The sequence below is a fragment of the Exiguobacterium sp. UBA6282 genome (genome assembly GCF_002440475.1).
Classification (GTDB): domain Bacteria; phylum Bacillota; class Bacilli; order Exiguobacteriales; family Exiguobacteriaceae; genus Exiguobacterium_A.
In genome coordinates, this window is sequence record NZ_DJUM01000016.1 from 22,150 (window position 1) to 42,854 (window position 20,705).

At 45.5% G+C, this 20,705-nt stretch carries 25 protein-coding genes and 1 pseudogene; 13 read left to right on the top strand and 13 right to left on the bottom strand.

The window, feature by feature from the left end; translation table 11 throughout:
- Positions 1-7: 7 nt before the first annotated feature.
- Complete coding sequence (locus tag B2751_RS04630; protein ID WP_290773184.1) at positions 8-928, bottom strand: ABC transporter substrate-binding protein; 921 nt, start codon at positions 926-928, stop codon at positions 8-10.
- Positions 929-1,111: 183 nt separating this feature from the next.
- Here B2751_RS04630 and B2751_RS04635 point away from each other — a divergent pair, with 183 nt between their 5' ends.
- The gene (locus B2751_RS04635; RefSeq protein WP_290773187.1) at positions 1,112-1,855 is read left to right on the top strand and encodes an arylamine N-acetyltransferase family protein; all 744 of its coding nucleotides are present in this window, start codon (positions 1,112-1,114) and stop codon (positions 1,853-1,855) included.
- A gap of 5 nt (positions 1,856-1,860) precedes the next feature.
- On the top strand, positions 1,861-2,331 hold the full coding sequence (locus tag B2751_RS04640; RefSeq protein WP_290773190.1) for an NUDIX hydrolase: 471 nt from the start codon (positions 1,861-1,863) through the stop codon (positions 2,329-2,331).
- 31 nt (positions 2,332-2,362) lie between these two features.
- Here B2751_RS04640 and B2751_RS04645 read toward each other — a convergent pair.
- The 3 genes and pseudogenes from B2751_RS04645 to B2751_RS04655 form a co-directional block, all read right to left on the bottom strand.
- Positions 2,363-3,059, bottom strand: a pseudogene (locus B2751_RS04645) (DUF554 domain-containing protein).
- Between the two features lie 16 nt (positions 3,060-3,075).
- Positions 3,076-4,008, bottom strand: coding sequence for a multidrug resistance efflux transporter family protein (locus tag B2751_RS04650; RefSeq protein ID WP_290773193.1), 933 nt, complete (start codon positions 4,006-4,008; stop codon positions 3,076-3,078).
- Positions 4,008-4,673 carry a GntR family transcriptional regulator gene (locus B2751_RS04655; protein WP_290773196.1) on the bottom strand — a complete coding sequence of 222 codons (666 nt, stop codon included), beginning with the start codon at positions 4,671-4,673 and terminating at the stop codon, positions 4,008-4,010. The genes B2751_RS04650 and B2751_RS04655 overlap by 1 nt, the downstream gene beginning before the upstream one ends.
- Before the next feature lie 141 nt (positions 4,674-4,814).
- On the opposite strand from B2751_RS04655, the gene B2751_RS04660 reads away from it, so the two are divergent.
- The 6 genes from B2751_RS04660 to B2751_RS04685 all read left to right on the top strand — a co-directional run bounded on the left by B2751_RS04660 (position 4,815) and on the right by B2751_RS04685 (position 8,966).
- Positions 4,815-5,138 carry a PadR family transcriptional regulator gene (locus tag B2751_RS04660; protein WP_056061231.1) on the top strand — a complete coding sequence of 108 codons (324 nt, stop codon included), beginning with the start codon at positions 4,815-4,817 and terminating at the stop codon, positions 5,136-5,138.
- Position 5,139: 1 nt separating this feature from the next.
- Positions 5,140-5,898, top strand: a complete 759-nt coding sequence (locus B2751_RS04665; RefSeq protein ID WP_290773199.1) for a hypothetical protein — start codon at positions 5,140-5,142, stop codon at positions 5,896-5,898.
- A 123-nt stretch (positions 5,899-6,021) separates the two neighbouring features.
- Positions 6,022-6,438 carry an SRPBCC domain-containing protein gene (locus B2751_RS04670; protein WP_308101496.1) on the top strand — a complete coding sequence of 139 codons (417 nt, stop codon included), beginning with the start codon at positions 6,022-6,024 and terminating at the stop codon, positions 6,436-6,438.
- A 113-nt stretch (positions 6,439-6,551) separates the two neighbouring features.
- Entirely contained in the window at positions 6,552-6,755 is a 204-nt protein-coding gene (locus B2751_RS04675; protein WP_349679881.1) for a DUF2164 family protein, read from the top strand.
- Between the two features lie 713 nt (positions 6,756-7,468).
- Positions 7,469-8,374, top strand: a complete 906-nt coding sequence (locus B2751_RS04680) for a helix-turn-helix transcriptional regulator (protein WP_035408125.1) — start codon at positions 7,469-7,471, stop codon at positions 8,372-8,374.
- Positions 8,375-8,450: 76 nt separating this feature from the next.
- Positions 8,451-8,966, top strand: coding sequence for a DinB family protein (locus B2751_RS04685; RefSeq protein ID WP_035408126.1), 516 nt, complete (start codon positions 8,451-8,453; stop codon positions 8,964-8,966).
- A 92-nt stretch (positions 8,967-9,058) separates the two neighbouring features.
- On the opposite strand, the gene B2751_RS04690 is transcribed toward B2751_RS04685, so the two are convergent.
- Complete coding sequence (locus B2751_RS04690) at positions 9,059-9,622, bottom strand: GNAT family N-acetyltransferase (RefSeq protein ID WP_290773202.1); 564 nt, start codon at positions 9,620-9,622, stop codon at positions 9,059-9,061.
- A gap of 15 nt (positions 9,623-9,637) precedes the next feature.
- On the bottom strand, positions 9,638-10,873 hold the full coding sequence (locus B2751_RS04695; protein ID WP_290773205.1) for an MDR family MFS transporter: 1,236 nt from the start codon (positions 10,871-10,873) through the stop codon (positions 9,638-9,640).
- Between the two features lie 99 nt (positions 10,874-10,972).
- On the opposite strand from B2751_RS04695, the gene B2751_RS04700 reads away from it, so the two are divergent.
- Positions 10,973-12,607 carry an ABC transporter substrate-binding protein gene (locus B2751_RS04700; protein ID WP_290773208.1) on the top strand — a complete coding sequence of 545 codons (1,635 nt, stop codon included), beginning with the start codon at positions 10,973-10,975 and terminating at the stop codon, positions 12,605-12,607.
- Positions 12,608-12,746: 139 nt separating this feature from the next.
- Positions 12,747-13,886: a globin domain-containing protein gene (locus tag B2751_RS04705; protein WP_290773211.1), complete on the top strand. Its 1,140-nt coding sequence runs from the start codon at positions 12,747-12,749 to the stop codon at positions 13,884-13,886.
- 49 nt (positions 13,887-13,935) lie between these two features.
- On the opposite strand, the gene B2751_RS04710 is transcribed toward B2751_RS04705, so the two are convergent.
- The 3 genes from B2751_RS04710 to B2751_RS04720 form a co-directional block, all read right to left on the bottom strand.
- Positions 13,936-14,676: a sugar nucleotide-binding protein gene (locus tag B2751_RS04710; protein ID WP_290773213.1), complete on the bottom strand. Its 741-nt coding sequence runs from the start codon at positions 14,674-14,676 to the stop codon at positions 13,936-13,938.
- Positions 14,677-14,699: 23 nt separating this feature from the next.
- Positions 14,700-15,338, bottom strand: a complete 639-nt coding sequence (locus B2751_RS04715; RefSeq protein WP_056061209.1) for a hypothetical protein — start codon at positions 15,336-15,338, stop codon at positions 14,700-14,702.
- Between the two features lie 285 nt (positions 15,339-15,623).
- Entirely contained in the window at positions 15,624-16,823 is a 1,200-nt protein-coding gene (locus tag B2751_RS04720; RefSeq protein WP_290773216.1) for an MFS transporter, read from the bottom strand.
- A gap of 175 nt (positions 16,824-16,998) precedes the next feature.
- Between B2751_RS04720 and B2751_RS04725 the strand changes: the two genes are divergently transcribed.
- Positions 16,999-17,316: a hypothetical protein gene (locus tag B2751_RS04725; protein WP_023468204.1), complete on the top strand. Its 318-nt coding sequence runs from the start codon at positions 16,999-17,001 to the stop codon at positions 17,314-17,316.
- Positions 17,317-17,363: 47 nt separating this feature from the next.
- Here the strand turns inward: B2751_RS04725 and B2751_RS04730 are convergent, their stop codons facing one another.
- Complete coding sequence (locus B2751_RS04730) at positions 17,364-18,299, bottom strand: cation diffusion facilitator family transporter (protein ID WP_290773218.1); 936 nt, start codon at positions 18,297-18,299, stop codon at positions 17,364-17,366.
- A gap of 144 nt (positions 18,300-18,443) precedes the next feature.
- Positions 18,444-18,830 carry a class I SAM-dependent methyltransferase gene (locus B2751_RS04735; protein ID WP_349679882.1) on the bottom strand — a complete coding sequence of 129 codons (387 nt, stop codon included), beginning with the start codon at positions 18,828-18,830 and terminating at the stop codon, positions 18,444-18,446.
- Between the two features lie 85 nt (positions 18,831-18,915).
- On the opposite strand from B2751_RS04735, the gene B2751_RS04740 reads away from it, so the two are divergent.
- Together B2751_RS04740 and B2751_RS04745 are read left to right on the top strand one after the other, a co-directional pair.
- Positions 18,916-19,425 (top strand): hypothetical protein, encoded by a 510-nt coding sequence (locus tag B2751_RS04740; protein WP_290773220.1) that lies wholly within the window; start codon positions 18,916-18,918, stop codon positions 19,423-19,425.
- 71 nt (positions 19,426-19,496) lie between these two features.
- Positions 19,497-19,823 carry a DUF3139 domain-containing protein gene (locus B2751_RS04745; protein WP_214853536.1) on the top strand — a complete coding sequence of 109 codons (327 nt, stop codon included), beginning with the start codon at positions 19,497-19,499 and terminating at the stop codon, positions 19,821-19,823.
- A 66-nt stretch (positions 19,824-19,889) separates the two neighbouring features.
- Here B2751_RS04745 and B2751_RS04750 read toward each other — a convergent pair whose 3' ends face one another.
- Together B2751_RS04750 and B2751_RS04755 are read right to left on the bottom strand one after the other, a co-directional pair.
- Complete coding sequence (locus B2751_RS04750) at positions 19,890-20,138, bottom strand: hypothetical protein (RefSeq protein WP_290773223.1); 249 nt, start codon at positions 20,136-20,138, stop codon at positions 19,890-19,892.
- 250 nt (positions 20,139-20,388) lie between these two features.
- A partial coding sequence (locus tag B2751_RS04755; protein WP_290773226.1) for a DUF3139 domain-containing protein occupies positions 20,389-20,705 on the bottom strand: 317 nt, incomplete at its 5' end.

A 20,705-nucleotide genomic window follows, 5' to 3' on the forward strand; every position in this document is an offset into this window, starting at 1 on the left:
TCGTTCATTATTTCTGTTGTAACAATTGAATCGCTTCGTCAACAATCTGTTCTGCAGCGTCAAGTCCTCGATAGCGTGTCCAAAGGTCACGATTGACTTCATAAACTTCTTTGTTCTTAACCGCTGTGATCTGATTCCAGAGCGGGTTGTTTTTCCACTCCTTCAGCAGTTTCGGATCGGCTTCCGCCATGAAGATGACGTCCGGATCCCATTTGACCATCTGCTCTAACGTAATCGTAACGGTAGGTTCCGCTGTTTTCGTAACAGCGTTCTCGATACCGATCTTCTCGAGTAATTCACCATCAAACGACGTCTCACCGTGTGCCGTCAGTGAATCGGCGCGGAAGACACCAACCATCACTTTTCGGTCGTCGTTTGGATCCACCTTTTTCTTCGCTACATTCAATCGTTCTTCATGCAGGGCAAGTCGGTCATCCATCTGTTTAGTTTTCCCGACTGCTTCCGCAATCGTCTTGAACGATTCGATGTTCTCTTCGTACGTCGCATTCCGACTCTTCAAGATGATCGTCGGTGCGATTTTTTGCAGTTGCTTGTAGATTCCTTTATGGCGGTTGAAGTCGCCGATGATTAAATCCGGCTGCAAGGAACTGATTACTTCAAGATTCGGTTGTTGACGTGTACCGACTTCCGTGAACGCGATGTCTTTTCCGAGTAATCCGGAGACATCGGTCTTATTTTCTTGTGCGATTCCGACTGGTGTAATCCCAAGTTCGTCTAACGCATCAACGAATGAGTATTCAAGTGCGACAATCTTCTTCGGGTGCTCCGGCACTTTCGTTTTTCCTGCCTCATGCGTAATCGTCCGCGTCTTTTCGTTTGTTTGTTCTGCTTGACCTGAACAGGCCGCAAGCATCAAACTGCTCAACACGAGGAGCGTCAACGCTGTCATCCAAGTTTTCCGTCTCATGATGAGACCTCCTTTAGTTCGTGATTCGACATTGAGAATCATTCTTAATTAATCCTATTTCAGCATATCAAAGATTCCCATCGAACAAAAGGGTTATCCTTATTTTCAGATAATATATGCTCAAATCCACATTTTCTGAAGCAATATGGGATAATCAGGTAGTATATAAAGGAGGGATTACAAATGGATTGGATGAAGGACTTGGAACAACGGCTCGGATTTCCGCTTGAGACGATAACGTTTGATCAGTTACCTCGCTTACTCGAAGCCTTTGCCTACCAGTTACCGTTTGAGAATACAACTGTGCTTGAGAAACGAATCCGTCCGTTTAACGACGAGCGCTTCATTGAAACGTTTCTGACGGAGCGACGTGGTGGTGTCTGTTATGACTTGAACGGACTGCTGCACCGGGTCCTGCAGGAACTGAATTGTCCCGTTCGCCTCGTACAAGCGACCGTCTATGATCAGAAATCAGCAGCCTGGTCAGCGACGGGACCGACACACGTTGCAATTATTTGGAATGAGACACACCTACTTGATACCGGCTTCGGTGTCAATTTACCGCTCGTTCCGGTTCCCTTGAGTGGGGAGACGGTTCATTCCGCTAGCGGTAGTTACCGGATTGGCAAAGGTGATGTTCTCGAAATGCAGCGGACAGGACAAGCCGAGTTCGTGACTGGTTACAAGTTCGACCGTGAGAAGGCAATTACAAAGGGTGACTTATCGAAGATGGAACAGATCATCCAGCAAAGCGAAGCTTCACCGTTCAACAAAGGTCGTCTCATCGCAATGCGGACTCCAAGCGGTCAAAAGACGTTGACCGAGCGGACGTTACGAATCGAAGACACGACGACGACCGAATTGCCGGTCGCAGGTCCCGCTCAATTCGAGATGCTGTATCAGACTCACTTTTTAGGACAGGAGTAATGAACATGGATCAATATACGCTTTGTTTAATTCGCCACGCGGATAGTTTTTTACTCGTCAACCGCCAAAAACGACCAGCGATGGGCATGTGGAACGGTGTCGGCGGCAAGATTGAACCGGGCGAGACACCGGAAGTTGCTGTCATCCGCGAGACGTTCGAAGAGACCGGCATCCCGTTAGATTCGGTGACACCAAAAGGCATCGTTCGCTTACACGGGGAAGAAACGTCTGGCATGTATCTCTATCTTGCTGAACTAGAAGACCGCCCGTTTCCGACACCGGTCATGACGATCGAAGGCATCCTTGATTGGAAATCGCTCGACTGGATCTTAAACGATGAAAACATGGGAATCATCAGCAATCTCCGGCATTACTTACCGGTCGCTTTGTCAACGGATCAACCGTTGTTGCATGACTTCCATTACGATGGACATACAATCACTGCTTACGAGACACACGAATTGATCGAGACATAAANNCGTCCGTTATCGGATAAGTGGGGATTTTTCATGAGAACAGATGGAGACCGGTGACGATAACTGCGACGATGACGATACCCGGTAACAAGTTCGCAACACGAATCTTCGTGATGCCAGCGAGATTAAGACCGATTGCCGCAATCATCACCCCACCAGTCGCTGTCATCTCAAGAATAAATTCCTGCAGTGCGGCGTCGGGAATGAATTTCGTGATCGCAACGGCACTTAATGCAATCGCCCCTTGATAGAGAAAGACGGGAATCGCTGAGAACATGACACCGATCCCGAGCGTTGAACTAAGGACGAGTGCCGTAAAACCGTCAATCAATCCTTTTGTATAAAGGACGTCGTGATCCTGACGTAGTCCACCGTCGAGGGCTCCTAACACACCCATCGCGCCAATGACGAAAATTAACGTCGCTGTCACGAATCCTTCCGCGATGTTCGACGGACGACCCCGACTGATCTTACGTTCGAGCCACGCTCCCATCCGGTCGGNNGAGCCGGAACCACTCGCCGATTGCACCACCGAGAACAAGACTACCGATGACGATCAAGAAGTTCGTGCTTTTCATCCCCATCTGCATTCCGAGCACGACGACAGCAAGTCCAATCGCCTGCAGGACGGTCTCCTTCATGCGTTCCGGAATCCGGTGGAACATTAATCCAAGCAACGTCCCGATGATGATCAGGACGGTATTGACGAGTGTACCTGTTAAAACCATCTGACAGCCTACTTTCTCAATTGATTTTTCGTTTAGCGGAACGAACGACGGTTCGCTCTGCCTGATTCAAACTATGCAACGTCATCCCGAGCATGACGAGGATGATTCCGAGTGTCGCGAGTCCCGTTGGTAGTGCCGCGTGAAGGAAAAGAATCTCTCCGAATACGGTAAAGACAATCTCGAACGATTGCGTTGCTTCGATCGCTGCTAACCGGATCGGATCTGTCCGAACGAGCGACGTCGCGTAGAAGAAAAGCGACGTTGCGATGACGCCGGAGAACAACGCGACGAATCCGGACTGGGTCACTTGATTGACACTCGGCAAGCCGACCTGTATGTAGGCAATCACAGAAAGAACGATCCAAAACGGTAGACTGGCAAGTGTCATTCCGAGAATCCGTTCAAACACATCGAGCTCGTTCCCATAGCGTCCCATCATTTTCCGGTTCCCGAGTGGATAGGCAATTGCCGCGACGAGGACCGGTAAGGCACCGAACAACAGTGACTGTAGCGATAGGCTTCCCGCGACCGATAGTTGCATGACGACGACACCGAGGACGATCAGGACGGAATACTTCAGTGCTGACCACGGGATCCGTTGGTTGAACAAGGGGGCAAGCAACGGTCCCGCTAAAATCGTCAACTGCCATGTCCCGGCAATCAACCAGCCTGGTGCGTAGTCAGCAGCAAAACAGATGCTGCCGTAGAACAGTCCGAAGCCGATCGTTCCATACAGTAACCAAAAGCCGATATCGGCTCGAAGCGCCTGGAAGACGCGCCCGATCCCCCGTCGCATCATGACGATGACGATAAAGAACGGCAACATCAGGAAAAAGCGGAGCGACGCACTATAAATCCAGTGACCGCCTGCCCCTTGCATCGATTGATTCAAGATGAAGGTGACGGCAAAAAACATTGCCGCTAAAATTCCATAAATGATCGGTCGCATCAGCTCTCCTCCTTTAGTGTCGAGACGAGTAGACGCCCGAGCCCGTTCCAATTATGCTCCGTCGCCTGGACGAGTTGCTCGACATCCTGTTGTTGACATGCATCTAAAATCGCTGCATGGTCGGCAATCGACTGGCGTCCGAGACGATCAAACTGAGCATATTCGAGCCGGCGGATCAACGGTGTCAACCGACGGATTGTCTCTCGTAGTTGATCGTTTTGACTGCGCTGCACGAAGACATCGTGAAAGGCATCGTCAAGTGCTAGTGCCGCCTCTGTATCCTGCTGATCAATTGCCGTCGTGAATTGTTGATGAATCGACTTTAGACTCGTTAGATCGTCATCCGTCAGCATTGGTCCTGCTAAACGCGCCGCTAACCCATGCAGTGTCGCAATGATTGGATAGGTTTGCTGTGCCTGTTCGGCATCGAGTTCCGTCACGATCGTCCGTGAACCCCGTTTTGCTAAAATCAATCCCTCCTCTTCGAGTCGTTTCAAGGCTTCGCGGACCGGTGTCCGACTGACACCGAACGCTTCCGCGAGTGCTTGATCGTTCACCTTTTCTCCTGGGGCAAGACGTAAGGTGATGATGTGGTGTTGCAAGCGTCGATACACTTCCTCACTTAAAGGAAGTCGTACAATGGCTAAATCATTTGTAGGTTTCATACAAGTAATATATTACATATCAATTCATCGCGAAAGCACCATCCTAAAATTCATTGGATTTATTTTACTCACTACCTTGCAATACAAAATAGCATAGCGTATGATTACCTTGTAATACCAAGTAGCGAAAGGAAGATGCGGATGTCATCGACGCAAATGTTAAAAGGAATTCTCGACGGTTGCTTACTCGCACTGATTGCGGAAGAAGAGATTTATGGCTATGAACTGGCGACGAAACTGAAAGCGTACGGATTCGCCGACATCAGTGAGGGAACGATCTATCCTCTATTGATTCGGATGCAAAAACTGGACTGGATCGAAGCAACCTCTCGCGTCTCCCCGTCCGGTCCAAAACGAAAGTATTATTCGATCACGACGAGCGGTGTTGAAGAACTCGCCGCTTTCAAACAAAGATGGCATCACCTTTCAACGAGTGTCGAAAGCATTTTAAAGGAGGACGAATGAGATGACCCTATCGACGGAATCAACACGATTTTTGGAAGACTTAAAGGTATACCTACTTGCTTCGGGTAAAAATGAATTGGCGACGAACGAGATTGTCAAAGAACTCGAAGATCACCTGATCGAAGCGGAAGCAGACGGAAAATCCGTTCGCGCGATCACGGGTGATAGTCCCGCCGATTACATCCAATCGATTTCTAAAGAGATGGCATTTGATCCAAAAGAAGCGTTTTGGATCGTCTTGCAAGTTTTTCTCGGCGCATCCAGTTTTCTCTATCTTCAAAACCTCTTGAATGGTACAACGACGTTCAGTATCTTGCTCGTTGGCGGTTTCCTGTTGATTAGTGCCGTTTACCTGACCACCTTGGCGTTTCTCTTCCGTCAAGATGCTTTACGTGATGGCGCGCGCCCTCGTATCATGCGTTACGGCATTCATGGTAGTATTCATTTTCTGTTAATCATCGGACTATTGATCGTCAACGGACTTGTTGATTCACCAAAGATCACGTTATTCCCAAGCGTCGGCTGGATGATTGGTGCCCTATTGATTATCTGGATTCTTGTCACGGCATGGAAGACGAAGACATGGATTTTGCCGATTGCATTGCTCGTCTATTTTGTTCCCCAAATCATTCTCCGTTCTGTATTTGATTGGTCGGAATTGACCTCTGGACTTGTCGGATATGCTGTTGCTGCCATTACAATGACAGTCGCTTTTATTCGCGAATCTAAACAAGATCAGTCAAACGTCTCAAAGCACTGAAGCAACGATTTGGTTCTGATACTTAAAATGACCTCAGCGCTAAGATCATTTTTGTATATCATTGAGAAAAAATTGAGGATAGAATTAGAATAAAATATATTAAAAAAGAATAGGTGGTTGTAAATGATGCATCAATCTGTGAAAGATATTCAACATTCCATTAAGATCAATAAGCCCATTGAACAGGTATGGGAGAACATCTCGACGGCTCGCTCTTTATCTAAATGGTTTATGCCAAACGACCTTGTCGCACAAACGGGATGTGTGTTTCATATTCAATCTCCTTTTGGTCCATCTCCTTGCACGGTATTAAACGTACAACCAGAAAGAGAATTATCGTTTAGTTGGGATGAAGATGGATGGATCGTGACCTTCTCCCTAACTCCATTGAACGACCTTACCCTTTTCACTGTGACACACAGCGGATGGAAAAACGCTGATGACCTTGTGCCGAAAGCAAATCAGCCACAAGGTCGTGTCCGTAACTTTATGGACCAAGGTTGGGATGGGATGCTTCAGAAATTGAAAGCAACATTTTAAAGGAAGGCATGTACATTTTTTTACGACAAAATATAGACTGTGATTTTAAAATACATTCTCTTGTAATTTTTTTAGATCATTCAGAGATCAACAAAAATAAAGAGAGTGTCGTTATGTTCAATCGATTTAGTAAAGAACAACAACAAATTATCCAGTCTATTCAAGATTTTTTCTTAGAAGTGCCATCTGACTTCGCCGCAGAACGTGTTTTTGATTTCATCAAAGAGTCAGTTGCTATTCACTTTTATAATATTGGAATTCAAGACGCTCATGCGGCTGTGTTAAGTCATTCGCGTCACTCGACGATGAATTGTTAACGCTCAAGCGTCCCGTATCTCCATAATATATTTTTTAGCAGAGATCTTTTGTCATCCTCTACAAAAAAGTATGCGCCGGCGCATACTTTTTTGCTCTTTAGCATTCACTTTCAACTATGTTTCATTAAAATGTATCTCATTATTTTTTTATCGAACCATCCATTGTTCATTTTATAGGATGACGGATCATTTCAGTCGAATGTATTGAATCATTTTGTAAATAAAGTATAAAACGACTATAAAAATAAAGACGTTTCCTAGCATACTTATGGCTGCAACCTGATTCATTTTTTCCCACTCTCCTTCTTATTTAGATAAGGACTTTATTTGAATTGAACCGAATTTTAACATACTTCCTTTTCCATACGTAACCCTTGATTTTACATTTTTATGATTCATAAGTAATTTTCATTTTTTTGGTGTTAGCTTCCCGACTTCAAAGTGGTAGCTGTCTTATCGCCGAATAAATTCTTAAAGAAATAGGTCAAAATTACATATTGAATTAGATTCACAACTCAAACATATCTAATAAGATAAGGAAAACCACAAAAAGTATGCGCGATGCATACTTTTTTCTTTGGATTTTGATTCAATTCATTACGAAGTACTTTTTAATCTCTCCATAGAACGAATAAATCAATTATACTAAACGTAATTATTTGTATGGAATGACGGTTCAAACTATAGTCGTGCTTAATACAAAGGAGAATTTTTTGAAACTCGAACGATTACTGACTATCATATTTAAGTTACTGCATCGCTCTACGATCTCGGCCGCTCAATTAGCTAGTGAATTAAATGTCTCTCAGAGAACGATTTATCGAGATATCGAAACCATTAGTGCAGCTGGAATTCCCGTTACTTCTTATCATGGAACTAATGGAGGTTTCGGTATTATTGAGAATTATAAATGGGATAAGACCTTTTTAAATGCGTCTTCTATGGTCGATGTTCTATCTTTAATGAAAAGTTTATCAGCGCAATTACATGATCAAGATTTAAAAAATACGCTAGAACGGCTATCGATTCTTACAACAGAAGAACAAAATAACCATTTACACATTGATTTAGCTGATCAATCCATTGAGCCTACTTTCTTAATTGATCTTCAAAAGAGTATCAAAGAATCAAAAAGAGTTCTGTTTCAATACATCAGTGCTCAAAAGGAACAGACCATTCGAGAAGTAGATCCCATTTTTCTACGATATAAATTTCGTACATGGTACCTTTATGCTTATTGTTATTTAAGAAATGATTACCGCGAATTCAAAGTGTCACATATGCTCAACCTTCAAAGACTTTCAACATCTATTCAGGATAACCATCCCATTCCTGGAGACAGAGCTGTCGTGAAACCCGCACGGGAAAGTATCACGTTAAGAGTTCATCCTGAATCCATTCATGTAGTCTTAAACCATTTTCAGCATCAATCGATGGTTTTTGAAGAAGATGGTAGTGTTACGATGACTTTATTGTTACCTTCACCTTTACATGCGGAATGGTTAATCAACATTTTATTAAGCTTCAGATCAGGTGTAGTTGTTATTCATCCCTTGTACTTACAAGACATATTAAGAAATGAAGCCAAAAAAATAGTTAATCTATATGAGGATATATGACACTCAGATGTCATATATCCTTTTTTATAATGAACGTAGTTAGACAGTTCTTACTACAATTAAAGGAGCGATTTGGATGAATGCCGGAAAAACGATGTATGAATATCACAACTGGGCGATGCAGTTGATGTTAGATCATATGGATGCATTACCTGAAAATCTATTAAATAAAGAGGTGAAAAGCTCTTATCCGACAATCGCTAAAACACTTAGTCATATTCTTGCAGTTGATACTATGTGGATTCATGTTTTAGAAAAAGTAGAATTTCAACAAGCGCTACAAGATGCGATGAGTCAATTACCATTAACTGATGCATATACAATTGAAGAATTCAAAACAGCATTCAAAAATATAGCATCAAAGTATCAACTATTTATAAATCAGAACTCAAATCTTACTATGACGATACATGTGGATAATCCTTGGTCTGGTCCACGGGAAACGACTTTTGAAGAAATTCTTTTACATGTAGCCAATCACGGTACGTATCACCTGGGGAACATTACTACCATGTTAAGGCAGCAAAATGAATCCTCATTGATGATGGATTATTCTCTTTTTTGGTATGAAGATATGAAAGTTAAGCCATAACAGAATGTATTCGTTTTTAATGTCTATTTAGACATCACTAGATAAAATAAAAAGGCGTGCACCGGTGCACGCCTTTTTATTTTATCTATTTATCAATTCCCTTGTATTGCTTCATACCGCTCACGCGTCCAGTTATAGACATGACTCGTTACGGTCCGTCCGTCGATTCGCTCTAATACGAATGGTCGGTCAAGAACAGGTGTAAAACCGAGTTTCTCAACGACACGGCGTGACTGGTCATTAAAATCAAAGTGACCACACCAAACGACATCGATCGGCAGTTCCCGGAAGATGAAATCAAGTATTGCTTCAACGATTTCCGGCATCCGCCCTTCTCCCCAGTAGTTAGGCGCGAGGACATAGCCGATCTCGACTTGACGGTCATGCGTGATCGCTTCGTCCGGCCGACGATTAAAGTGAAATCCGAAGCTCCCGATGACTGCCCCCGTCTCCTTATCGGTCACGGCATACTCGCCGGGCGACGCTTGAAAGATCCCAATCACTTCCTGGCTTTCGTCAAGTGACGCGTGCGGCGCCCAGCCTGCTTTTGGTCCAACATTTGGATCCTTGGCGTAAGCATACAATGCGGCTGCATCGTTTTCTTGCCAACGGCGTAACAGGTGCCGTGGTGTTTCGATAGTATCTGGTAAGTTCATCTGTATTCCCCCTTATTAAGATACGTTTCGCTCTCGTTCGACCGATTCCTTCACGAATAGACTCGTATAGACTAATCCAAATCCCGTCAAGAGGATCAATCCGAGGTATACACTCATCATCGACGGGATCAAGAATGTCCCGACTAGAATCGTCGACCGAGAGAGTAAGTCTGCTCCAGCAAACGACGTTCCGGCGAACGCTGAGTACGCTCCGCGTTGATCCGCCGGCATCATGTTCGCTTTTTGTGTGTTTAAGACCGGAGAGTAGAGCAACTCGCCAATCGTTGCGATGAAGATGAAGACCATCAGTGCCGTCATACTGTTGGCACTCGTCACGACGACGTAACCGATCGTGTACAGCATCAGACCTGCAGCGAGCGTCCGGCGCGGAGACAGACGCTTCGCAAGCCGCTGGACGATGAACGTCAACGTGACGACGAGCAACGTATTTTCGATGTTGATGATACTCATCATCCGAACCCCGTTGATCGACCACCCGGTAAACGATAGTGGTTCAAACGAATCAGCGAGGCGGACAGCGACGTAACTCCCCATCGAAAACTCAGCCGCTAAGATACACATCGAACCAAAGACGACCTTGACGAACGGACGGTCCCGCCAAGCGAGTTGATAGCTTGTAAAGATATCCGTGATGACACCACGTAGTTTCTGACGTTGCCACGTCCGTGGTGTGTCGTCGAGAAACAGGTAGTACGCAATCGGTAAAACGGACGACGTAAAGCTCAAGATCCAAAGCAACAGCAATTGATTACTGACGTAGAGCCAACCTCCGAGCGCCGTTCCGATGGCGATCGAGAGATTGATCAACCAGTAGTCGAGCGCGTAGACCGCTTGGCGGTTCTCCTTCGTCGTCGCATCGATGATAATCGCCCCCATTGCCGGACGACCAAGATTACTCGTCACCGAGAAGACGGCGTAAATGACCATGAACAGCAGCATCCAGTCGAGCGTCAACGAGATCGCCATCGTGATGAACGTCAACGCTGTGAGCGCAGATGTCGTGACGAGTAGGCGTTTACGAGAGAAGCGGTCGGCGAGATATCCGCCGAGTAGATTGGTGATGAAGCTGACGAAGACCATCGCGATCAAAAACGCACCGGCGATGACTTCGTTGAATGCCTTGACGAACAAGAGAGCCATGAACGGCATGATCGAAAACGAGACAGCGCGGTTGAAAAACGATGTGATGAGACGTACTTTAATTGGTTTCGGTATTTCTTTCCATTTCATATTGTCACCTTCCATTCTCTACCTTTATCATAAACAAGACAATACATAAGAAAAATGGACGTCATATAAAAAAGATGTCCCCTTTTAAGGAGGATGAACATGATGGATGCTTATCTTTTTATGTTATGGAAGACTTGCCGAAATGGACACTACTCGATTGCGACGCTTGCCGACGCCATCCATCTCAGTCCTAAACAAACGAAACGATATCTCAATAAATGGCAGGAAGAAGGCTGGATGAATTACACGAGTGGTCGCGGACGGGGCAACTTAAGTGAACTCGTCTGGTTACGCCACGTCGAACGGGAGTATGCGAAACGGATGCTCGAGCGGATCGACCGTGATTCGATCGAATCAGTGACGGAAGAACTGTCGTGGGACTGGTCACCGGCCCAAGCAGGACGCTTCATGCGCCAACTCGAGCGAAAGTTCGGCTATACGCAAACGACATCGGACGCCTTGCTGATTCCTCGGAAGCGCAACTTCTTGACGACACACCCGTTAGAAGCAGCTGACATTCATAGTGCTCACCTCGTCCAAAACGTCTTCAACCGTTTGTTTACGATTGACGTCGACGGCAACATCCAAGGCGAACTGGCACATCACTATGCCTGGAATGGTCCGATGCTCAGTCTCTTCTTACGTAAGGACGTCCGCTTTCATGATGGTTCCCTCCTGACGAGTAAGGAAGTGACGAAGAGTCTCCGTGCTCTGATCAACTATCCGGCTTATGCCTCTTCTTATCGGCACGTCAAACAGATCGTCTCAAACGGTCCGTACCGGGTCGATCTCACACTCGATCAGCGCAGGAGTTCGATTTTGCCGCAGCTCGCCTCGATACATACGAGCATCATCAAAGATGGCATTGGAACGGGACCATTTCAACTCACGCAACATGACGATAAGAAAACCGTTCTGACGGCATTTCCGAATTACTTTGGCATCCGCGCCCTGCTCGACCGAATTGAGTTCATCCAGATGCCGGAGCAATATGACCCGGTCTACCGGACATCAGCATCTGACTCCAGTCCGATTGATACGATCGCGACGCAGTCCGGATTTGGTCTCGTCTTTCTCCATCCACGCGCCGGTGGTCCGTTTGAATCAAAAGCAGCGCGACATTATATCCATCGGCTCATCAAGGAAGTCCGTGATGGCATTCATGACTTCCATGAACGGACACAACCGAACGACTCTGGTTTTCTTGAGACCTATAGTCCATCGTATACCGTCCCGGACGGTCCTGCTGTTTTGTTCACGCAACCAATTCGGATCAAGTTGACTGATTTTACGGACAAAGTAACACGTTGGCTCTGTCAGCGATTTGATCAGGACGGGATTCCGTATGAGTTCGTCGAAGTCGGATTCGAAGAGAGTATTACGGATTTTCATGTCTACGATACGATCGATCTCGCCATTCATGCCGAAGTGTTCGAGCGGAATGTCCAGTACGCCTTCTATCAGTTCATGACGAATACTTTTTCACCACCGATCCGGCTATTTCAGCAGATGCCAAAGATGCTGACATGGATTGAACAATACGATGCAACACCGTTCGAAGACTGGCTTCCGATTCATCAAGCAATCGAACGCTACTTGATTAACGAATCGTATTTCATCCCGTTCTATCACGATACACGACTAATTCCGTATCCGATCGAGCTGCAAAATATCACGATCGACTCGTTCGGTTATTTTGATTTCTCAAAGCTCTGGATATCCAATCAATCGTGACGAATCCTTGTCGATATTTTGACTTGCTTGTGACAAAACGCACGAAGTTCTTTAATCTAGTATTTTAAATGTTGTATTAATGACGAGGCTACGAAATACTAAGACTGTGTTCATTACTTAGTGAAAAGGAAGTGGTCTTATGTTATCAACCTCTACCATTCAAATCGTTCAATCAACCGTCCCGGTCCTTGCATCGCATGGCGCCGCAATTACGAAAGTCTTTTATCAACGTTTATTTCAAGCTCATCCAGAACTCAAACATGTCTTCAATCAATCGAATCAACGGAGTGACCGACAATCGCAAGCACTCGCTACAGCCGTTTATGCCGCTGCTGCTCACATCGATCGACTCGAGACGTTAAAACCGGTCTTATTACCAGTGCTGCATAAACATCGGAGTCTACAAATCAAGCCGGAGATGTATCCACTCGTCGGTCAAGAATTACTCGGAGCGATGCAAGACGTCTTAGGGGAAGCCGCAACGCCTGCAATCCTGCAAGCATGGGGCGAAGCGTACGGGGAGATTGCCGATTTGTTCATCACACTCGAAGCCGAACTATACACGCAGGACGAACAGGCGAAAGACTTTTCCGGTTATCAGTCCGTCAAGATTTCGGATATCCAGGAACAAGCAGACGGCATCCGCTCGCTGACTTTCAAAACGGACAATCCGCTCCCTGATTATCGAGCAGGGCAATACATCACGGTACGGATTCAAGATCAAGATGGCTTATGGCACAATCGTCAGTACAGTCTGACGACGGCATCAAACACGACGACTTATACGATTGGTGTCAAACGAGAAGGCATCGTCTCGAACTACTTACATGCAGCTCGAATCGGTGATACGGTGTTAATCAGTGCGCCAGCTGGGGCCTTCACGCTTGATGCATCAGGTGAACCCGTCGTTCTGATTGCTGGTGGAATCGGCATCACACCGATGCTTGCAATGGCAGACGAAGCGTTAGCTGCTGGTCGCCACGTGACGTTACATCACGCCGTCCAAGATGAACGCAATCGTCCGTTTACAGAACAACTCGCCCTGCTTGAGCAGCGTGGCGCTCGCGTCATTCGTTACGCAGAGCACCAGGCGACGGATCAAGCGGGACGTCTACCGAAAGACGTCATCGCAAGCATCACGGATCCGACATATGTCTGTGGTCCGGAAGCAATGATTCAATACGTCATTAAACACTTCACGGCGTCTTCGGACAAACTACATTACGAAATCTTTTCGCCGGCACTCGCTTTTGCCGCGGAAACGCCAGTCACGCAGTAAAAAACATCCCGCTCTCTTTGATACACGTCAAGGAGAGCGGGATGTTTGATTAGAGTGGCAATCGTTCTGACAACGGACGGACCAAAACGACATCTGTCGCCATCCGGTTATCTCGGCGCGGTTCATCGACTGGTTCAATCGTCCAGTTTTTCGCGTGGAGTGTATTTAAGGCATGCGCTAAATCGTACATCGAATAACGATCGTTTCCGTTCAACTGATAGAGCCCCGCTTCGCGTTCAAGTAAAATCGTAACGAGCGCTTCTGCTGTATCTTCAAGCAACGAACTCGACGGATACCAGTTTCGACTTGCTTGAATGACACCGTGTTGCTTCATCTCGTTCGTAAAGAAGTCGACCATGTTGTTCGAACCTGCCTCCGTCCCGATCTGCCAGCCGATTCGGACGATTTTTGCTTGAGGATCAATTGCTTGAATCGCTTGCTCGCAAGCAATCTTATAGGCACCATACTCATCGGTCGCATCCGGTACAGCGTCCTTGTCAATCGGTGCCGGCACGTCGTCCGAAAATACAGACACCGTACTCGTGAAGAAGAACGGAATCTTATATTCTTGGCACAAGCGAACGAGCGCTTCCGTCCAACTGACGGACCCCATCCCAATATGTAGGAAATAATCCGGTCGTTCCGTTTCTAAAAACGTCCGCATCTGAGACTCGTCAGTCGTCGAGACTTTCGTCCGATCCCACGCGACTGTCTCGATATCGTGCTTTGCTAAGACGTCCGCAACGACAGGCGCTACCGTACCATTCATGCCTGTAATAATCGCTTTCATGATGATCCATCCTCTCTTGTCATCTACTCATTTTGATTGATGTCTAAACTTTGAATCGCTCGACCTATCGCTGGTAACGAATAAGCGAGATCGATCCATGTATTCAGTACCTCTTCATAGTATAATCCATCGTTTCGCATGACTTCCTCAGTGTTATGACGATCCTCCTCAAAATCTAAGACAAGACTCATCAAATCATAGTGATTGCTTGAAAAATCGTTTACTTCCCAATACAGATATTCTTCTTCTTTGACGGCAGGCAACTGCCTCATTTCGGTCTGGAATTGTTCACTCGCTTCACCATATCGATTTCGTGTCTCGTCAATCGAGGAAGGATACACTTGAAAAGGGGTTTCGTCATATAAATGCTTCTGGTAAAACCATTCCCAAATGATCTGCCAATTTTGTCTCAGCATGAAAAAATACTCATAGTTTGTATCCCAGTGACTCCAGGCAAAATCAAACGAGCGAAACATGGTTTTGTCAGCCGTTCGGGCACGAAATACTACCTTATCCGGTAAACGCTCTTTCAGTAATTCGTGTTCTAAAAAGTTTTCGTTGCTACGTATGTAAAATTGCTCGATTGTTTCTCTTCTTTGTTCGACGATCCAATAAAAGAAGATATCCAATTGATCGATTTGTAGCGGACTCATTTTCTTCATGTTATCCATTCCCCATAATCAAGACATCATACTCACTTCACTAAAAAAAGAACCTGAACAAGGTGTTCAAGTTCTTGTTACTTTCATCCTATTTTACTTCGAAACGCCTTCCGTTGCCATTCGGCGCCACAGTACATTCAAGAAGACCGTCATCCCACTGATCGGAATCAAAAACAATAATGCCGTGATCCATAAACTCTCCATCGACTCCACTCCTCATCGTTCATTTCTATCTCTAGTGTACATAAGCGCGAAACCGCTTACCTCCACCTCAAGGCGGATATTTCATCCGACCTTGTCCTGTCGTGCCTCGGTAAAGGAAACGTTACGATGAATGAGTAACCAGATAGCTGTCAACACGAGACCACTTAAGGAAAACAGTAGGAAAACAAACGAGATGCTAAAGAGCGACGTCAAGTACGATGATAATCCGTAACAGAGTGCAGAACACGCCGTTGATGTTGCGACCATCGCCGTTCGAACCCGTCCGAGCAAGTGCGCAGGCGTCGAGCGTTGTAACAATGTCGCAAACGGAATCCCGAACAATGTCAGCGCCATGCCGAGTAAAACGAATCCGCCAATCGCAAGGGGCACGGACGACATATAAGCAACGATTGCAATCGCGAGTCCTTGCAGTACGACTGCGATCCGAAACAGCTTATCCTGTCTGATCGAGACGACCCACTTGCTGTAAAGGAGCGACATCGTGATCCCCCCGATCACCGTCGCTAGCTCAAGTGCGGAAAAGGTTTGGGCATTCCCCGATAAGACGTTCTTGGCATATGGTGCAAGTAAGGTATTCATCGGTGTGATCATCCAGTTCGCAAGGATCGCACAACCAAGGATCCATTTTAAGCGACCGTCACGCGCGACGTAATGAATCCCTTCGAGTAACGCTTCGCGGTACGATCCGACACGCGCTCCTTCTGCGACTTGCCCTGTCATATGTCGAACGAGTAACCAGGCGGTGAGATGCAGTCCCAGATCGAGCCACAAGATACTCGCAATCGAGAAGTGGGCAATCATCATCCCACCGAGTAAAAATCCGCTCAACGTACCGATCCGTTCTATCGTTGCAAGATACGCATTCGCTTGCGGCAATTGGTCATCTTCGACTAAATCAACGACCCATGTGAAGACGGCATTGCCGCCAATGATTTGCAGAATCGTCTGAACGACGAGTAAGCCGAGTAACCACGGTAGGACGACGTCCGTCAGACCGATTCCCGCTAACGCGATCCCAAGCGCAAGCAAGCGAATGAGTAAGGACGTTTGATACAACGATGCGCTGACGAAACGGTCAATCCACGGTCCAACGAACGTTGAGACGAGAAAACGAATCAAAAACACACCTGTTGCAAGCAAGGCGACACCTGAAGCACTAATCTGTTCCGCGCTCAACCAGTAAATCGCAATATAAACAAAACTCGTTCCGACAGTCGATAACAAATCGGAGACATACATAAAACGAAACGCACGTGACATGATGCTTTATTCCTTTCCTAAAACGACTTCTTGTTCATCTTACAATTTTTCTCAATTGCTGCCCATTCTTTTTTCGTCATCACATCGTCATCGTATGTTAAGGCATTCTTACCCATCTGTAACAGAGCCGACATGTTCATTCGCTATACTAAAACGCATAGGGAGGTGAAGATCCATGAAAACGCAAACGCGTTATGACTATGAAACCGAACAGGAACAGGTCGACGTCCCGTCTGAGGCACGTCTAGGTTACTACTTTCTTTTGATTGTCCTGCCGCTTGGTCTCGCGCATCTTGTCCAGTCGCTTGCTCCTTCGCCGGATCAACACCACTCGTCCGTATTGACGGGTTTGACGTTCTTATCCATCGTCTTTTTCATGTACTTAGGTAACCGAGCGGCTGGAAATGCCAAAACGACCTTTTTCGGATACTCGATGTTCTTGAGTATCAGTCTGTTCGCGACGCTGTTTCTACCAACGGTGCCGATCATTTGAGCATAAGCAAACGAGCACATGTCCGACTTTGGACGTGTGCTCGTTTTTTAATGCGTATGCGATTCGTGTTTGCCGTCACAATACAACGTATTGCCATGTGCATGTTGATCCGTCTCGACCTGGATGGTCGCGTGGGTAATACCGACATGTTTTAAGTCGTGATCAATCTGTTCGCGAATCGACTCCGACTCCCGGACGGTCATGTTCTCCTTGACGACGACGTGACACGATAATGCGTTATAACCACTCGTGATCGACCAGATGTGTAGATCATGTAGTCCGAGAACGGCTTCGTTCGTCTGAATCGTCGAAACGACCTCATCAATGTCGACATCACTCGGCGTTCCTTCCATCAAGACGTGAACAGATGCCTTCGTCACGTAATAGCCGCTCCGTAAGACGAGGATCGCTACGATGATACTCGCAAGTGGATCCGCCCATCCCCAACCGAAGAACATGATCAGAAGAGCAGCTGCAATCGCACCGACCGATCCAAGCATGTCGCTTAAGACGTGCAGATACGCACCGCGCATGTTGAGGTTATGTTCGTGCCCACCGCCGCGTGTCATGATCCAGGCAACTAAAATGTTGACGAGCAACCCGAGGACACTAATGATCAGCATCCCCGTCGTTGCGACAGCGGGTGGATCGATGAAGCGTTGAATGGCTTCAATGAAAATATAGAGAGCAATGACAATCAGCGTCACGCCATTTAGGATTGCGGCTAAGATTTCAAAGCGTTTTGAACCGAACGTCTTGTTCGCATCCGGTGCTTGACTCGAGAACTGGAAGGCTAACAGGGCAATCGCAAGTGAAATCGAATCACTTAACATGTGCCCGGCGTCTGATAATAATGCCAAACTGTTCGTCCAAATTCCGCCGATGACCTCGACGATCATGAACACAGTAATGATCAGGAACGACAGCCCGAGTACCTTTTTATTATCCGTATGATGATGGTGGTGATGATGATCATGTGCCATGACATTGCCTCCTTTTACCTTTCATTCAAACGTCTACGTGAATTATAACGTGCCACTGTTCTTTGGTCAACGGGCTCATCCTTTATATCCCACAAGGGCTACTGTGTGAAACGACCGAATGACCGGTCCACGTTTCAAAATGACTTATTCGAATCCCCTTTTGTTTGCAAGCAGGATGAATTCCCGTTCGATCCGCTCATGTAATTCTTCCCCCTCTTCCCCTGCTTTTCCATCACAGTATGTTAAAACGAATCGTCCGCCTGGTCGTAAGGCTCGATACATTTCTTGAAGCGTTCGATCGACGGATTCCCAAAAATAGATCGTATAAATACTATAAATACCATCGACCGTCTCATGCACTAACTTCAAGTGAATCAGATTGGCTCGCTGAATCGTCGCTCGGTTTGCTTGAATGGCTTGTCGATTACGAAGCGTCGCAGAACGAACCATTGTCTTCGAGAAATCAAGTCCCATAACATGCGTTGCATCCGTTTGCGAAAGGAGAATGATTGAAAAGTAAATTTCCGATATCCCTTATCACTGAAACCTAACACTATGAAATCAGAGAAACATGTAATACTATACATAGACGTTTTTTTATGGAAGGAGTCAGCAAATGAACCGTTTGAAACAGTTACAGATTGTCTTGTTAGTGTTAATAACGATTTGTGCTTTTTTCTTCTGGGCAGGACATGGATTTGAAGTAAGTTCTCATCAGATCAGCGGAAACGGCAATCCAGGAATTTTATTTGCTTACATCATCGTTTTCCTGTTTCCACTTATCGTATTAGGAATCATCGTTCTTTTTTATTTGATTGACGCTCGTCCCCTCTCTTTGATGACTACGATTATTTTAGCCGCTATCTATACCTACATCGGTTATTTTCATCAGCGGGAAAGCTACGTTACATATCAGCATCTCAAAAGACAACAAATGATCGATGCCGGATTAGCTTTAGATTACATCGATGATGTTTTAGTCAGATTCTCCATTTATCTAAACTCACAATTTTTTAATCTGAACACATTTCTGATATATATCTGTTTGGTATTAATGACCGCGTCCGCTTTGTATCTTCTTCTTTCTACCATGATTCGTTTGATACAAATAATTCGATTTCGTTAAATGACTCAGACGAGCGACCTTTTTCAAACGACTTTTATATCTATACCATCAAATTGACGGGAAGTGATCGCATGAAAAAAGAAGTACGTCCACTAGTCTATACCCTTGTCGTTCTCGTCATGCTAATTGCCGCCTATCCAACGTATCGATTAGGATCTAAGGTGATTACGGAAATCAAGATTGAACGTTTGTTGGCTGAAACAGGATACGATCAGGATATCTCTAAAAAAGAAACGGTCTATGATTCAAAAACTGGAAGATATGAGATGAAAATCACATACACGAATGAACTGGATCACACATACTACTATGAAATCATTGAGGGGCATGTACTGACGACCGTATACGACCAGCATAATGTTGAAGTGACTGTCCCTGGTCAACATGAATTAAAGTAACTTGTCTTTTCAAATCAAAAACGAGGCCTCTCCACGATTTTCGTGAATGGACTCGTTTTTGGTAACTTAACATTCTTCTTTCATGTTCAATGATTCTGCCGAGCGGATCGTAATCTGTTTTGCAGCATCATCGATGGATATGACACAATCCCACGTCGGCTTTAATTGCAGTGTGCCTTTTTGATCCAACCACAAGACTGCAGTTAGATCGATGAAGTTTCCCATGACTATCATTTTTCTCGCCTTCTCATCAATGACGGCATATAGTTCATCATCCAAGCTGATTTTCCAGTCAAAGAATTCATTCTCATTCATCCTTTATCTCTCCCAATCCTTCATACACTCTCAAAATCATTCCGCTGTAGTAAACGTAATTTTCCATTTCTTCCGCGCAATCAATACAACGATTAGCGAAATCAACAGAGATATTTTAAGCGTTGTATCATCGATAAGGTGTACTCCGTAATGAAGCGAAAAAAGTACCGTTAGTAGAGCAACGACGCTTCCTAAAAAGATCATGTTTTTCATTCTATCACCTCGTTTTTTCAATGGATTTAACGTGTTGTCAATCCTTTGAAATATACCGTCCTTCTTGTTTGTTCGTAATCTGTACGCCGTCTTTATATCCCGTGACGTCAATATGACTCGATCCCGATTGATAAATCTCATATTCATTATTCGGTTCATCTTCGAACACGACGCGTGCGAAGAATTCTCCTGTGCTCGTATCATAGCGAATTTCTTTGTTCTTCACGTGTGTCATATAATCATGTCGCTTCAGATAGTGATTGATTGATTGAGTGACCTCTTGTTTTTCATCATAGTACAACGACTTATAGGCTGAAGCACCGATGATGCCGACTCCTAGAATCATCAATAACA

Coding starts and splice junctions, on each gene's coding strand:
- B2751_RS04740 (WP_290773220.1), top strand. CDS start 18,916: ATGAACCGTTTGAAACAGTTACAGATTGTCTTGTTAGTGTTAATAACG.
- B2751_RS04685 (WP_035408126.1), top strand. CDS start 8,451: ATGAATGCCGGAAAAACGATGTATGAATATCACAACTGGGCGATGCAG.
- B2751_RS04730 (WP_290773218.1), bottom strand. CDS start 18,299: ATGGCACATGATCATCATCACCACCATCATCATACGGATAATAAAAAG.
- B2751_RS04690 (WP_290773202.1), bottom strand. CDS start 9,622: ATGAACTTACCAGATACTATCGAAACACCACGGCACCTGTTACGCCGT.
- B2751_RS04640 (WP_290773190.1), top strand. CDS start 1,861: ATGGATCAATATACGCTTTGTTTAATTCGCCACGCGGATAGTTTTTTA.
- B2751_RS04635 (WP_290773187.1), top strand. CDS start 1,112: ATGGATTGGATGAAGGACTTGGAACAACGGCTCGGATTTCCGCTTGAG.
- B2751_RS04725 (WP_023468204.1), top strand. CDS start 16,999: ATGAAAACGCAAACGCGTTATGACTATGAAACCGAACAGGAACAGGTC.
- B2751_RS04655 (WP_290773196.1), bottom strand. CDS start 4,673: ATGAAACCTACAAATGATTTAGCCATTGTACGACTTCCTTTAAGTGAG.
- B2751_RS04710 (WP_290773213.1), bottom strand. CDS start 14,676: ATGAAAGCGATTATTACAGGCATGAATGGTACGGTAGCGCCTGTCGTT.
- B2751_RS04665 (WP_290773199.1), top strand. CDS start 5,140: ATGACCCTATCGACGGAATCAACACGATTTTTGGAAGACTTAAAGGTA.
- B2751_RS04700 (WP_290773208.1), top strand. CDS start 10,973: ATGATGGATGCTTATCTTTTTATGTTATGGAAGACTTGCCGAAATGGA.
- B2751_RS04745 (WP_214853536.1), top strand. CDS start 19,497: ATGAAAAAAGAAGTACGTCCACTAGTCTATACCCTTGTCGTTCTCGTC.
- B2751_RS04720 (WP_290773216.1), bottom strand. CDS start 16,823: ATGTCACGTGCGTTTCGTTTTATGTATGTCTCCGATTTGTTATCGACT.
- B2751_RS04660 (WP_056061231.1), top strand. CDS start 4,815: ATGTCATCGACGCAAATGTTAAAAGGAATTCTCGACGGTTGCTTACTC.
- B2751_RS04650 (WP_290773193.1), bottom strand. CDS start 4,008: ATGCGACCGATCATTTATGGAATTTTAGCGGCAATGTTTTTTGCCGTC.
- B2751_RS04630 (WP_290773184.1), bottom strand. CDS start 928: ATGAGACGGAAAACTTGGATGACAGCGTTGACGCTCCTCGTGTTGAGC.
- B2751_RS04750 (WP_290773223.1), bottom strand. CDS start 20,138: ATGAATGAGAATGAATTCTTTGACTGGAAAATCAGCTTGGATGATGAA.
- B2751_RS04670 (WP_308101496.1), top strand. CDS start 6,022: ATGATGCATCAATCTGTGAAAGATATTCAACATTCCATTAAGATCAAT.
- B2751_RS04705 (WP_290773211.1), top strand. CDS start 12,747: ATGTTATCAACCTCTACCATTCAAATCGTTCAATCAACCGTCCCGGTC.
- B2751_RS04695 (WP_290773205.1), bottom strand. CDS start 10,873: ATGAAATGGAAAGAAATACCGAAACCAATTAAAGTACGTCTCATCACA.
- B2751_RS04675 (WP_349679881.1), top strand. CDS start 6,552: ATGTTCAATCGATTTAGTAAAGAACAACAACAAATTATCCAGTCTATT.
- B2751_RS04715 (WP_056061209.1), bottom strand. CDS start 15,338: ATGAAGAAAATGAGTCCGCTACAAATCGATCAATTGGATATCTTCTTT.